The sequence below is a fragment of the Tabrizicola sp. genome (assembly GCF_030373185.1).
Classification (GTDB): domain Bacteria; phylum Pseudomonadota; class Alphaproteobacteria; order Rhodobacterales; family Rhodobacteraceae; genus Tabrizicola.
This window is the reverse complement of record NZ_JAUCZH010000002.1, coordinates 1-12,903: the sequence shown is the minus strand read 5'-3', so window position 1 is coordinate 12,903 and position 12,903 is coordinate 1. Positions and strand designations below refer to the sequence as shown.

Sequence of the window (12,903 nt, the reverse complement as noted above, 5' to 3'; positions counted from 1 at the left end):
CGAATGACCGCTGACCCCGGCACTGACCATCGCATCATCTTTGTGACCGGGCCGTCAGGTGCCGGGCGAACGACCGCGATTCGCGTGCTGGAGGATCTGGGGTATGAGGGGATCGACAATATCCCGCTAAGCCTCGTCCCGCGTCTGATCGAGGGGGAACCGCTGGGCAGACCGATTGCCCTAGGGCTTGATGTCAGGAACCGTGATTTCAACGCTACGGCCCTGATCGAACTGATCGACACCCTTACCCGCGACCCCCGGGTTTCGCTTGATGTCCTTTATCTTGACTGTGCGCCCTCGGTCCTGATCCGGCGGTTTTCGGAAACCCGCCGGCGCCATCCGCTTGCCCCCGCCGAAACGCCCGCACAGGGGGTTGAGCGCGAGATTGACCTTCTGGCCCCGATCCGGGTTCGGGCCGACCATCTGATCGACACGACAGAGCTGAACCAGCACGACCTGAAGGCCGAGGTGGCGGGGCTTTTCGACACCAGCGCCACCGGGCGGCTTTCGGTCTCGGTCCAGTCGTTCAGCTACAAACGTGGCGTTCTGCGCGGTGTGGACATGATTTTCGACTGCCGATTTCTTGCGAATCCGCATTGGGTGCCTGAACTGCGCCTGCTGGATGGCCGCGATCCCCGCGTCGAAGCCTTTGTCCGTGCGGACCCCCGGTTCGCGGAATTCTTTCGGAAATTGCAGGATCTTTTGCTGTTTCTGCTTCCTGCCCATCTGGAGGAAGGCAAGGCGCATCTGTCAATCGGCTTTGGCTGCACCGGAGGGCAACACCGGTCGGTCGCAATAGCGGAACTTGTCGGGAACGCGCTTGCAGAGGCGGGCTGGCCAGTGTCAAAACGGCACCGGGAACTGGAACGCAGGGCGGCCACTGGCCTGCCTGACGCAATGAGGGTGGCAGACGCTTGATCGGTATCGTGATCGTTGCACATGGCGGTCTGGCGCGGGAGTATCTCTCGGCGGTCGAACACGTTGTGGGCAAGCAGGCCGGCATGCGGGCCATTGCAATCGAGGATGACCATGACCGCATGGCCAAGCAGCAGGAAATCTGCACTGCCGCCGATGAGGTGGACACCGGGCAGGGGGTTGTGCTGGTGACCGACATGTTCGGGGGCTCGCCCTCCAACCTGTCGCTTCCGGCCTGCGCCACCAGTGGCCGTCGAATCCTCTATGGCGCGAATCTGCCAATGCTGATCAAGCTGGCCAAATCGCGCGACATGGCCGTTCCCGATGCTGTCGCGGCGGCGCTGGATGCGGGGCGGAAATACATCAACGCCCTCGATCTGGGCAACGGGGCGTAAGCCATGACCAGCAGAACCCTGCGGATCGTCAACGAAAAGGGCCTGCATGCGCGGGCAAGCGCAAAATTCGTCGAAGTCGTCGAAGCGCATGACGCAAGGGCCGAGGTGCTGAAGGACGGGCTTTCGGTCTCGGGTGACAGCATCATGGGCCTTTTGATGTTGGCAGCCTCTCGTGGAACCACTATTGAGGTGAAGACATCCGGAGAAGAAGCGGGGAAGCTCGCCGATGCTCTGGAAGCGCTGGTTGCAGCCCGCTTCGGTGAGGAGTATTGAAGCGCGCTGGGGATGAAGGCAGTCGCTTCGTGACGGAACAGTCTCATATCGGGGATGCGGTAGAGCCGCATGACGGCTTGCCGCGCAGTGCAGCGGTCGAGCGTCAATACGATATGCGTCGACTTTCCTATGCCGGCACCTTCAAGAACCCCGTCAAGGCCGGCACGATCCGCGTGATTGAATGGATGACCGCCAAGGTCCAGCTTTTGCGCCTGATTCGCAGCTTTGAAAAATCCGGCGCGCCTCACGGCGCCCCGTTCTGGCCCAAGGCGATCCGTCACATGGGCATCCGTATCGACACTCCCGCCGAAGAAATCTCCCGCATCCCGGCAACCGGGCCGCTGGTCGTGGTGGCAAACCATCCCTCCGGGCTGGTTGACGGCATGGTCATGGCCGAGATGATCAACCGCGTCCGGTCCGACTTCAAGATCCTGACCCGCTCGCTCCTCACCGGGATCCCGGAGGTGGAGGAGTTCATGATCCCCGTCCCCTTCCCGCACGAAGACAACGCCCGGGAACTGGGGCTGAAGATGCGCGACGACACCATGCGGCATCTGAAGGCTGGCGGCGTCATCATCCTTTTCCCAGCGGGGAAGGTCGCGATGAGCCCGGGCTGGTGGGGGACGGCAGTCGAGGCCGAGTGGAATGTTTTCACGCATAAAGTTGTGAAATCCTCGGGTGCCACGATCCTGCCGATCTATTTCCCCGGCCAGAATTCCCGCGCGTTCCAGATTGCGAACCAGGTGTCCGACACCATCCGGCAGGGCCTTTTGCTTTATGAGATCAAGCGCAGCCTCTTCAAACCGACGCGGCCGGTGATCGGCGAACCGATCCCGGCTGAGGAGCTGAAGAAGTGGGAGGGCAACCCGCGGGGGTTCCTGGCCTGGCTGCGGGAGCATACGCTGGCGTTGGGGAAGTAGTCCGCTCTCAGTCAACATAGCATAAGGACTGTTTCTCAGAGCATTTCCCGCTATCCTGACGCGATGAAGCACAGCAAGCTACACAGTGTGGCACACAATTTGGCGGACTCCCTTTCCGGAGGCCTGAGTTTCATTGTTCCAAACTACGTCCTCCATATATCTGTCTACGCGGAGGCTGCGGCGACGCCCCAGGGATACGTGGTAATAGATGTGTTGTCAGGAAAACTGACGGGTGTCTTCCCCGGAGGTAACTTGGAGCACACCGCGCCACTGGTCGCGAACGCATTTCCTGCGTTTTGTGAAAAGCATGGTGTGGACCATGCTGACTACCGCGAGTGTCTGGTACGCTTCGACGCTCGGCTAGCGGGCAACAGCTTCACAATCACGATTACCGATAGAATGGGACGCCGTAGCGCCCGTGAGTACTCCGGCAGACAAGGTGGCCGTCTAGGAACTCTGGATGGGCTGGGTCGGCTAAGGCCAAGCCAGGTCACGCCGCCGGAAAGCTGACATCGCTCACCGCGTCGGCACCGGCACTTCGCCCCTGTAATCATAGAACCCCCGCTGGGTCTTTCGCCCCAGCCATCCGGCTTCGACATACTTCGTCAGCAAGGGGCAGGGCCGGTATTTGGTATCCGCCAGCCCCTCGTGCAGCACGTTCATGATCGCCAGACAGGTGTCCAGCCCGATGAAATCCGCCAGTTCCAGCGGCCCCATTGGATGGTTGGCCCCCAGCTTCAGCGATTCGTCGATGGATTTGACCGAGCCCACACCCTCGTAAAGCGTATAGACCGCCTCGTTGATCATCGGCATCAGGATGCGGTTGACGATGAAGGCCGGGAAATCCTCGGCTGACGCGGCGGTCTTGCCGAGCTTGCGGACGACCTCGTGCAGGGTGTCCCAGGTCTCCTGATCGGTGGCGATGCCGCGGATCAGTTCGACAAGTTGCATCACCGGAACCGGGTTCATGAAATGAAAGCCCATGAACTTTTCCGGCCGGTCGGTCCGGCTGGCCAGCCGGGTGATGGAAATCGACGAGGTGTTCGAGGTCAGGATCGTCGTCGGCTTCAGGTGCGGCAGAAGATCCTCGAAAATCGCCTGCTTGACCGTCTCGCGTTCGGTCGCGGCTTCGATGATCAGATCGCATTGGCCAAGGTCGGCCAGCTTCAGGGTGGTCTTGATGCGTGCCAGTGCCGCGCGCTTGTCCGCGGGCATGACCTTGCCCCGTGACACCTGGCGTTCAATGTTGCGTTCGATGACTGCAAGCGCCTTGGAAAGGCTGTCTTCCGAGATGTCGGTCATCAACACGTCGTAGCCCGCCAGCGCGAAGACATGGGCGATCCCGTTGCCCATCTGGCCCGCGCCGACCACGCCCACCTGCCTGATTTCCATCACTGCGCCTCCTGCTGACCTGTTGCTTATGCCCCTTGACCAAAGCTGGCGCAAGGATGGCTCGGGTGGGAAGAAATGCTTCGACTTGTCTTCAACCGCCTGATTTTAGCCATTCGGCAACCACTGTCTGCAAACCTCACGCCTGGGTGACTGACAAATGGGTGGTGTGATGATGCAGCTTCAGGCAGGCGCGGGGGCGCTTGACTATTTCCCTTGCCGATATGGGTTGTCGCGAACGGTCTTTCGTGGCCCGGAACGTGACCTGTCGCGGCCCTACGTCGTGGCGCTTGGCGGGTCACCCACCTTTGGCAAATATGTCGCCAGCCCCTATCCGGCCCTGCTCGAACAGGCCACGGGCCATCAGGTTGCCAATCTGGGCGGCTTGAATGCCGGGCCTGATTTCTATCTGTCGGACCCGGCAGCCTTGCGGGTTGCGGCGCAGGCGCAGGTGGCGGTGGTCCAGATCACCGGGGCTGATGTGCTGACAAACCCGTTTTACACCGTTCATAGCCGGCGCAATGACCGGTTCCTTGCCGCCAGACCCGCCCTGCGCGCCCTGTTCCCAGAGGTGGAGGTGACCGATATCCACTTTACCCGCCACCTCCTGATGGTGCTTGAGCGCACTGACGCTGCCCGCTTTGCTGTGGTTCGGGCGGCCCTGAAGGCCAACTGGCTGGAACGGATGCGGCAACTTCTGGCCTGTCTGCCGCCGCGCAGGGTGTTGCTGTGGCTTGCCGACACCTTGCCGCCCGCCCGGGCCGACGGGCTTGACCCGGCCTATGGCCCATTGATGGTTGACCGGGCCATGCTTGCCAGGTTGCAGCCTGCGATCACGACACTGGTGGAGGCCGTTCCAAGCCCCGCCGCAATTGCCGAAGGTATTGACCGCATGCATTTTCCTCAAACTGAGATGGCCCAGGCCCGGCATCTTCCTGGTCTGGCCGTGCACAAGGAAGTGGCGACGCTGCTTGGCCCGGTGGTCAAAGGGTTGCTTTGAAACAGAAAAGGGGCCGCATTGGCGGCCCCTTTGCGCAAGCTAGACGAATTGCCCGGCTTACAGCTTTTCAATCATTTCCGGCACGGCGGTGAAGAGATCGGCGACCAGACCATAATCGGCGACCTGGAAAATCGGGGCCTCTTCGTCCTTGTTGATCGCGACGATGACCTTGCTGTCCTTCATCCCGGCCAGATGCTGGATCGCGCCCGAAATGCCCACGGCAACATAAAGATCCGGCGCCACGACCTTGCCGGTCTGCCCGACCTGCCAGTCGTTCGGTGCATAGCCGCTGTCGACCGCAGCGCGCGACGCACCAACCGCCGCGTTCAGCTTGTCGGCCAGCTTCTCGATCAGCGCGAAATCAGCCTGAGAGCCGACACCGCGCCCGCCCGACACGACGACCCCGGCGCTGGTCAGCTCGGGACGGTCGCTGGAGGCAACCTTGTCCTCGACCCAGGCCGAAAGCCCGCTGTCCACGCTGGCCGAAACTTTCTCGACCGGGGCCGAACCGCCGTTGCCGGCGGCGTCGAAGGTCGCCGTGCGGATCGTCATGACCTTTTTGGCGTCCGAACTGGTGACCGTCTGGATCGCATTGCCGGCATAGATCGGGCGTTCGAAGGTTGATCCGTCGACCACCGCGAGCACCTCAGAAATCACCATCACGTCCAGAAGCGCCGCCACACGCGGCAGAACCGATTTCGACAGCGCGCCGGATGGCGCGACGATATGTTCGTAATCGCCCGCCAGCGACACGACCAGCGCGGCGGTGGGTTCGGACATGCCATGGCAATAGGCGTGATCATCGGCAAACAGCACCTTGGCCACGCCTTGCAGAGTGGCGGCTTCGGCCGCAGCGGCGTCGCCGCCAGTGCCTGCGACCAGCACCGTCACCGGGCCAAGCGATTTCACCGCAGTCAGCGTCTTTGCGACCTGATCGGTCGCCAGTTGCCCGTCATTGACGTCGGCAAGAAGAAGAACGGCCATCAGATCACCCCCGCTTCGTCTTTGAGTTTCGCAATGAGTTCAGCCACGGAGGCCACCTTGACGCCTGCCTTGCGGCCAGCCGGTTCGACGGTCTTTACCACGGTCAGACGCGGCGCGACATCGACGCCGTAATCGGCAGGGGTCTTGGTCGCCAGAGGCTTTGCCTTGGCCTTCATGATGTTCGGCAGCGAGGCATAGCGGGGCTCGTTCAGGCGCAGGTCGACGCTGATGATCGTCGGCAGCTTGACCGTGATCGTCTGCAAGCCGCCGTCCACTTCGCGCGTGACCTTGGCCGTATCGCCCTCGATCGCCACTTCCGAGGCGAAGGTCGCCTGACTCCAGCCCAGAAGCGCCGAAAGCATCTGCCCGGTCGCGTTCATGTCATTGTCGATCGCTTGCTTGCCGCAAAGAACCAGACCCGGAGCCTCTTCCTTCACGACAGCGGCCAGCAGCTTGGCGACTGCCAGCGGCTCGATATCGACATGCACATTGTCGGTCGCTTCGATCAGGATCGCGCGGTCTGCGCCCATCGCCAGCGCATTGCGCAGCGTTTCCTGCGACTGCTTGACGCCGATGGAGACCACCACAACCTCGGTCGCGATGCCCTTTTCCTTCAGCCGGATCGCCTCTTCGACGGCAATCTCGTCAAAGGGGTTCATCGACATCTTCACATTGGCAAGGTCGACACCCGACCCGTCCGCCTTCACGCGAACCTTCACGTTGTAGTCGATCACCCGCTTGACCGGGACCAGCACCTTCATGGCCGCAACCTCCATCGTTTCTGACCCAAAAGGGCCGACAAGCTCTCTCGACCGCCTGTTACCGCAGGAGAAGGCCATGCGACAGACCAAATACGACAGGTCCAAGCGACACGACGCCGCGTTTTGATCCTGAGGGGCGACGTTTTGATCGGGAAAGCCGATCAGGCAGGGTCAGCGCGTCAGGCCCGGCACCCACAGGACGTCATCCTTGCCATCATTGTTGGCGATACGACCCGCCACGAAGAACCAGTCCGACAGCCGGTTCAGGTAGCGAACCGCCTCGGGGTTGACGTCTTCCATCGTCGCGGCTTCGACGACCAGCCGCTCCGCCCGGCGGCAAACCGTGCGGCACAAGTGCAACTGCGCCGCCAATGCAGACCCGCCCGGCAAGATGAAGGACCGCAGCGGGGTCAGCTTTTCGTTCATGGCGTCAATTTCACGCTCCAACCGATTGACCTGCCCTTCGATCATCCGCAGGGGCGTGTAGGACAATGTCGAATCCAGATGCCGGTCGGGGGTGCAAAGGTCGGCCCCCAGATCGAAAAGATCGTTGGAAATCCGCTTCAGCGCGGCATCGATGTCACCCGAGGCATGCTGCCTCGCAAGACCGACAGTCGCATTGGTTTCATCGACGGTACCATAGGCGGACACCCGCAACGAGTGTTTGGCCACCCGCGCCCCATTGCCCAGCGCTGTTTCCCCGGCATCCCCGGTTTTCGTGTAGATTTTTGACAGAACTACCATTTTCTTCCCCGTCAGTTGCCGCGTGCGCGCAGCCAGGCGAAAGCCACGATGGCGATGACCGCCACGAACTGCACCCCCAGCCGCCAGCGCATGATCTTGTTGGCGTTGCGCTTGTTGAACTCGCCACCCTTGGCGAAGGTGCCGATCCCGAACAACAGGATCGCCAGCACGACCAGACAGGCCACGGCTGCAAAGATGAACAGTGGATCGGACAACATGGCGATTACTCCCTTTGGTGGTGATCTAGGCGCAGGCCGGGCAAAAGCGAAGTCAAAATTCGCCCGGGCTTCCAGATCAGCCGCAGATCAGCCGCAGATCAGCCTGGGTGTCGTCGGCCAGGCGGCACAGGGGGCCATGCCAGAGCCTTGGCAATGGCCCGCCCGCGTTCTGCATATTCCGCTTCACGAGACAGATCGACAAGACCGCCCAGCCATTCATCGGCCTCTGGTGGGTCGATCGGGGTGCGCATTGCGGCGTTCGAAAGGGTCAGTTCCGAAAAGACCAGCCGGTGGTCATAGTGCAGAAAATCTACCCGTACATGCATCAAGTCTTCTGACAGCCTTCGCGCCTCGGCCAAAAGCTGATCAAGCATTTCGGGGCGGTCCGGCGGCGTTGGGCTGGAGCTTATGCCCCGGGTGCCAAACCCGGCCGGCGACCAGTCAGGCCAACGGACCGACCGCTGCAATCCCCCCGGCCCGCGCTGCGAGATTGCCGAGATGAACGCCGGCTCGCCGTGGAAGCACATGATCTTGTATTCGATGCGGCGATGGTCCGAGGGCAGAAACTCCTCGACCAGAAAGCGCCATGGAATGTCGCGGTAGAACAGTTCCCCGTGGCGGCGCCAATGGTCCGCGTCGCGCCAAAGCTGCAACTTCCGGCGCAGGTCTTTCCGGTCAGGTGCAGCGGGACCGGTGTGGAAATGGTTCGCGCCGCAAGAGTTAGAGGCTTTCAGGGCAAAGCGCTCTGGCAGCTCCATGCGCAGGATGTCCTCGGGCTTCCATCCGGTCGCGATCAACTTGGGTGGGGCAATCTGCGCACCCTTCGAATGCAGGTAGTCCCGAACCGCGATCTTGTCTGAAATCAACGGCATCAGCGGGTTGCGATGGTGCAGGAATGTCCAGCGGACCTTTTCAGCCAGCACACGGGGAGAGTTGAAATCGGGCAGCCGCCCTTGCTTGAGGGCGAAGGGAAACGCCACCGCCTCTGCATCACTGCGGAAGGTGAAATCGTGGATCAGGCGATTGCGCCGGGCAGCCCCCGGAACGAAGCGGAACAGCCTTGCGCCAAGCCTCTGCCGCTTCCTGATCCGATGAACCAGTTGACTTGCCTCTGGCGTCACCGCAACCCACCTTGCTTGCCAACAGTTGCCCGTCGCCTTCGCGGCCAGGCTATCCGAAGTAAAATGCTCCGTCATGTTGATTGCTTCAACCCTTCGCAATCAGCCAGTCCAGCGCCCGGGTCGGCAGGAAGCGTCGGGCAAAGCCCATCAGGTGGGTGGCCGTGGTCACATAGTAGCGCGCGCTTGGCCGCCGTGCCTCCAGCGCGTGAATCAGCTTTGCGGTGACTGCGGCGGGTTCAAGTTCGAAAGGGTCTTTCTTCGTCTTCTTGCCGTAAAGCCGTCCACGCAAGGCCCGATACTGTTCCACCCTGACCGACGCTTCCCAGTCGATCCACTTCTCGAAATGGGGAATCGCGTTTTCACGGATCTTCGTGGCAATCGGCCCTGGCTCGATCAGGATCACATCGATCCCGGTTCCGCGCATTTCGATCCGCATGACGTCGGTCAGCCCCTCCATGGCGAATTTGGTGGCCACATAGGCCCCGCGCCACGTCAGCCCGACGAACCCAAGGACAGAGGAGCAATTCACGATCCGGCCATGTCCCTGCGCCCGCATAAGGGGAATCACTTGGCGGGCAAGGTCGTGGTAGCCGAAAAGATTGACCTCGAAGATCTCGCGCAGCGCGGCCCTTGGCAGGTCTTCAACGGCACCGGGGCAGGCATAGGCACCGTTGTTGAACAGCGCATCCAGCCGCCCGCCGGTGCGCGCCACCACTTCGGCCACCGCTGCGGATATGCTGGCTTCATCGGCATAGTCGAGCCGGAAGCTTTCCAGCCCTTCGGCCCGCAGCCGTTCGCAATCGGTCTCTTGCCGACAGGTGGCAAAGACCCGCCAGCCACGCAGCCGGAGCCCGCGCGCGGCATCAAGGCCGATGCCGGACGAACAGCCGGTGATCAGGATGGAACGGTCAGACATCAGGCAATCCCCCGGGGGCCAAACGGCCTCAGGGTGCCGCCGGGGTCAGATAGCGCAGTGCGACGTAACCTTCCATGCCGTCGCCCTGAATGACGATCCGCGCCCAGTCACCATCCACCGTCGAGACCAGCAAAGCGGCCTCGCCATTGGTCAGTTTGCCCAGGACTTCGGCCTCGGTCGTGGGTTCGGCCCGGACGTTCACCGATCTTGCGGTGACATACCAGATCGTGCCGTCAGCTTCTGTTGCAACTTGGGGCGCTTCGAATGCAGCGGTATCCTTCACAGCCCCGGCCTCGCCCGGCACCAATTCGTTGCCAAGCGCCGAAAGGGTAAAGATCGGCTCTTTCACTTCCTGCACCACCGCCCGCGCCGGCTCGACATAGGGGGCGGCTTGTGGTTCGGCCTTTGCCACGGCTTCCGGCAACGGATCTGCCACGGGGGCAGGTGCCGGGGTTTGGGCCAGAACCGGGGCGGGTTCTGCCGCAGGGGCCATTGACGCGGGTTCCCTTACCTTCGGCACCCGCCCTTCCGCAGCGGCCAGCGCAAGACCCGGACGCATCTGCCCCCGATCTTCACCGGCGATCATCAGGGCAGCAAACAGGCCGGCACAAAGAAGCAACGTCAGTCGCAGCATGGGAAATTCCGTCAATTGGTCTGTGATGGTCTTAGCACAGGCCCGGCGTAGGGGTTGAGTCCTATTCGCATCAGCCGGGCTGATGTTGTCCTGCGGGATCGCAAGGCATCTGGACCCGCCCGCACGATTTCCCTACACAACATGCATGACGTCAGACGACAATGATCCCAAGATCGAGGGGCCGACAGGCCTGACCGTATCCGAACCGCTTTCCCGCGCGATCGGTGAGCGCTACCTTACCTATGCGCTGTCCACCATCATGCACCGCGCGCTTCCCGATGCGAGGGATGGGCTGAAGCCGGTTCACCGCCGAATCCTCTGGGCCATGCGCCGCCTGCGTCTGACGCCAACCGGGGGCTTCCTGAAATCTGCCAAGATTGCCGGGGACACGATGGGGGATTTCCACCCCCACGGTGATGCCGCGATCTACGACGCGATGGCGCGGCTCGCGCAGGATTTCAACATGCGCTACCCGCTGGTCGACGGCCAGGGCAACTTTGGCAACATTGACGGCGATAACCCGGCAGCCTCGCGCTATACCGAAGCCCGGGTCACGGCGGCGTCCGAGGCGCTGATGGAAGGCATTGATGAGACCGCCGTTGATTTCCGTCCGAATTACGACGGTCGTCTGGAAGAACCGGTCGTTCTGCCCGCCGCCTTTCCGAACCTGCTGGCCAATGGGTCTTCCGGCATCGCCGTGGGCATGGCCACGAATATCCCGCCGCACAACCTTGATGAGTTGATTGACGGCTGTCAGGCGCTGCTGGCCGACCCGGACCTGTCAACCGAAGCGCTGGTCGCCCTTATCCCCGGTCCCGATTTCCCGACCGGCGGCGTGATCGTAGAGCCGCGCGAGTCGATCCTTGACGCCTATGCCTCGGGGCGCGGGGCCTTCCGCCTGCGCGCCAAGTGGCATGTCGAAGACCTTGGGCGCGGGACATGGCAGATCGTGGTCACGGAAATCCCGTATCAGGTCGCCAAATCCAAGCTGATCGAAAAGCTGGCCGAGCTTATCCAGATCAAGAAGGTTCCGCTTCTGGCCGATGTCCGCGACGAATCCGCCGATGACATCCGCCTGATCCTTGAACCCCGCGTGCGCACGGTTGACCCGGATGTGTTGATGGGCAGCCTGTTCAAGAACTCGGATCTTGAGGTGCGCTTTTCGCTGAACATGAACGTGCTGATCGATGGCCGCGTGCCGAAGGTCTGTTCACTGAAGGACGTGCTGCGCGCCTTTCTTGACCACCGGCGCGAAGTGTTGCGGCGGCGGTCCTTGCACCGGGTGGAAAAGATCGACGCCCGGCTGGAGATTCTGGGCGGCCTTTTGATTGCCTTCCTGAACCTTGACCGGGTGATCGACATCATCCGCTATGATGATGACCCCAAGGCCGCCCTGATGGCCGAAGACTGGTCGAAACCCCACATCCGCGCGACCTCGGAAAAGGACTATCGCCCCCCGGCAAAGGGCCAAGGGGTGCTGACTGAAAATCAGGCCGAGGCGATCCTGAACATGCGGCTTCGCAGCCTTCGCAGGCTCGAGGAAATGGAGCTGAACGCCGAACGCGACGCGCTGACCGGCGAACGCGCCGACCTTGCTGACCTGCTGGAAAATGACCGCCGCCAGTGGAAGCGTGTGGGCAGCGACCTGAACGAGGTGCGCAAGCTTTACGGCAAGGCCACCGTCCTTGGCGCGCGACGCACCCAGTTTGCCGATGCCAGGGAAATAGAAGATGTCCCCTATGAGGCGATGATCGAGCGTGAGCCGATCACCGTGATCTGTTCGCGCATGGGCTGGATCCGGGCGATGAAGGGCCATGTGGACCTTTCGGCCGAACAGAAGTTCAAGGACGGCGACGGCCCCCGCTTTGCCCTTCACGCCGAAACCACCGACAAGATCCTGCTGGTTGCCGAGAACGGCCGCTTCTACACGCTGCTTGGTGCCAATCTTCCCGGCGGGCGCGGCATGGGCGAACCGGTGCGGCTGATGGTCGATCTGCCGAATGACACCGGGATCACTGATCTGATGATCTTCCGGCCGGGCGAAAAACTGCTGCTCGCTTCAAGCGCGGGCGATGGTTTCATCGTGCCGTCCGAAGAACTGGTGGCCCAGACCAAGGCGGGCAAGGCCGTGCTGACCGTGCGCGACGGCACAAGGACGGCGGTTTGCGTGAAGGTCCAAGGCGACAGCATCGCGGTGGTTGGCGACAACCGCAAGATGCTGGTCTTCCCGGTGGCCGAACTGCCGGAAATGGCCAAGGGCAAGGGCGTGCGCCTGCAAAAATACAAGGATGGCGGGTTGTCGGATGCCATCACCTTCCGCCTTGCCGATGGTCTCAGCTGGAAAGATCCGGCAGGCCGGACCCGGTTGGAAACTGACCTTGCCGAATGGCAGGGCGCCCGTGCCAGTGCGGGCAAGATGGCCCCGCGAGGCTTTCCAAGGGACAACCGGTTCAACTGAAGCGACGCTATGGCCCGGATCAACCCCGATCAGGCTTGAATTTCCCCGCCCGGCGGGCTAAGTGGCCGCCCGTGTAAACTTGGGCCAGCGCGGCCCGATATCAACAAGGCGGAATTCGCAATGGGCAAGGCAAAGTTTGAACGGAACAAACCGCACGTCAACATTGGCACGATTG

General features: G+C 62.1%; 14 protein-coding genes. 6 read left to right on the top strand and 8 right to left on the bottom strand.

Features of this window, described 5'->3' with window-relative positions:
- Positions 1 to 3: 3 nt before the first annotated feature.
- The 4 genes from rapZ to QUV21_RS04825 are packed head-to-tail and all read left to right on the top strand — an operon-like array spanning position 4 to position 2,503.
- Positions 4 to 918: an RNase adapter RapZ gene (gene rapZ / locus QUV21_RS04840; RefSeq protein ID WP_300853504.1), complete on the top strand. Its 915-nt coding sequence runs from the start codon at positions 4 to 6 to the stop codon at positions 916 to 918.
- The gene (locus QUV21_RS04835) at positions 915 to 1,310 is read left to right on the top strand and encodes a PTS fructose transporter subunit IIA (RefSeq protein ID WP_300853503.1); all 396 of its coding nucleotides are present in this window, start codon (positions 915 to 917) and stop codon (positions 1,308 to 1,310) included. Before rapZ ends, QUV21_RS04835 begins: the two co-directional genes overlap by 4 nt.
- A 3-nt stretch (positions 1,311 to 1,313) precedes the next feature.
- Complete coding sequence (locus QUV21_RS04830; protein ID WP_300853502.1) at positions 1,314 to 1,583, top strand: HPr family phosphocarrier protein; 270 nt, start codon at positions 1,314 to 1,316, stop codon at positions 1,581 to 1,583.
- 29 nt (positions 1,584 to 1,612) lie between these two features.
- Entirely contained in the window at positions 1,613 to 2,503 is an 891-nt protein-coding gene (locus tag QUV21_RS04825) for a lysophospholipid acyltransferase family protein (RefSeq protein WP_300853501.1), read from the top strand.
- A 516-nt stretch (positions 2,504 to 3,019) separates the two neighbouring features.
- Here QUV21_RS04825 and QUV21_RS04820 read toward each other — a convergent pair.
- The gene (locus tag QUV21_RS04820) at positions 3,020 to 3,895 is read right to left on the bottom strand and encodes a 3-hydroxybutyryl-CoA dehydrogenase (protein WP_300853500.1); all 876 of its coding nucleotides are present in this window, start codon (positions 3,893 to 3,895) and stop codon (positions 3,020 to 3,022) included.
- A gap of 169 nt (positions 3,896 to 4,064) precedes the next feature.
- Here QUV21_RS04820 and QUV21_RS04815 point away from each other — a divergent pair, with 169 nt between their 5' ends.
- Positions 4,065 to 4,892: a DUF6473 family protein gene (locus tag QUV21_RS04815; protein WP_300853499.1), complete on the top strand. Its 828-nt coding sequence runs from the start codon at positions 4,065 to 4,067 to the stop codon at positions 4,890 to 4,892.
- A 57-nt stretch (positions 4,893 to 4,949) separates the two neighbouring features.
- Here the strand turns inward: QUV21_RS04815 and QUV21_RS04810 are convergent, their stop codons facing one another.
- The 7 genes from QUV21_RS04810 to QUV21_RS04780 form a co-directional block, all read right to left on the bottom strand.
- Positions 4,950 to 5,876 (bottom strand): FAD-binding protein, encoded by a 927-nt coding sequence (locus QUV21_RS04810; RefSeq protein WP_300853498.1) that lies wholly within the window; start codon positions 5,874 to 5,876, stop codon positions 4,950 to 4,952.
- Entirely contained in the window at positions 5,876 to 6,637 is a 762-nt protein-coding gene (locus QUV21_RS04805; RefSeq protein ID WP_300853497.1) for an electron transfer flavoprotein subunit beta/FixA family protein, read from the bottom strand. Before QUV21_RS04805 ends, QUV21_RS04810 begins: the two co-directional genes overlap by 1 nt.
- 171 nt (positions 6,638 to 6,808) lie before the next feature.
- Positions 6,809 to 7,381: a cob(I)yrinic acid a,c-diamide adenosyltransferase gene (locus QUV21_RS04800; protein ID WP_300853496.1), complete on the bottom strand. Its 573-nt coding sequence runs from the start codon at positions 7,379 to 7,381 to the stop codon at positions 6,809 to 6,811.
- 11 nt (positions 7,382 to 7,392) lie between these two features.
- The gene (locus QUV21_RS04795) at positions 7,393 to 7,599 is read right to left on the bottom strand and encodes a twin transmembrane helix small protein (protein ID WP_300853495.1); all 207 of its coding nucleotides are present in this window, start codon (positions 7,597 to 7,599) and stop codon (positions 7,393 to 7,395) included.
- A 98-nt stretch (positions 7,600 to 7,697) separates the two neighbouring features.
- Positions 7,698 to 8,795, bottom strand: coding sequence for an ATP-grasp fold amidoligase family protein (locus QUV21_RS04790; protein WP_300853494.1), 1,098 nt, complete (start codon positions 8,793 to 8,795; stop codon positions 7,698 to 7,700).
- Between the two features lie 10 nt (positions 8,796 to 8,805).
- Complete coding sequence (locus QUV21_RS04785; RefSeq protein WP_300853493.1) at positions 8,806 to 9,636, bottom strand: SDR family NAD(P)-dependent oxidoreductase; 831 nt, start codon at positions 9,634 to 9,636, stop codon at positions 8,806 to 8,808.
- A 28-nt stretch (positions 9,637 to 9,664) separates the two neighbouring features.
- Positions 9,665 to 10,270, bottom strand: coding sequence for an SH3 domain-containing protein (locus tag QUV21_RS04780; RefSeq protein ID WP_300853492.1), 606 nt, complete (start codon positions 10,268 to 10,270; stop codon positions 9,665 to 9,667).
- Between the two features lie 145 nt (positions 10,271 to 10,415).
- Here QUV21_RS04780 and parC point away from each other — a divergent pair, with 145 nt between their 5' ends.
- A complete protein-coding gene (gene parC, locus QUV21_RS04775) occupies positions 10,416 to 12,728 on the top strand; it encodes a DNA topoisomerase IV subunit A (RefSeq protein WP_300853491.1) in 2,313 nt (770 codons plus the stop codon).
- The last annotated feature ends 175 nt before the right edge of the window (positions 12,729 to 12,903 follow it).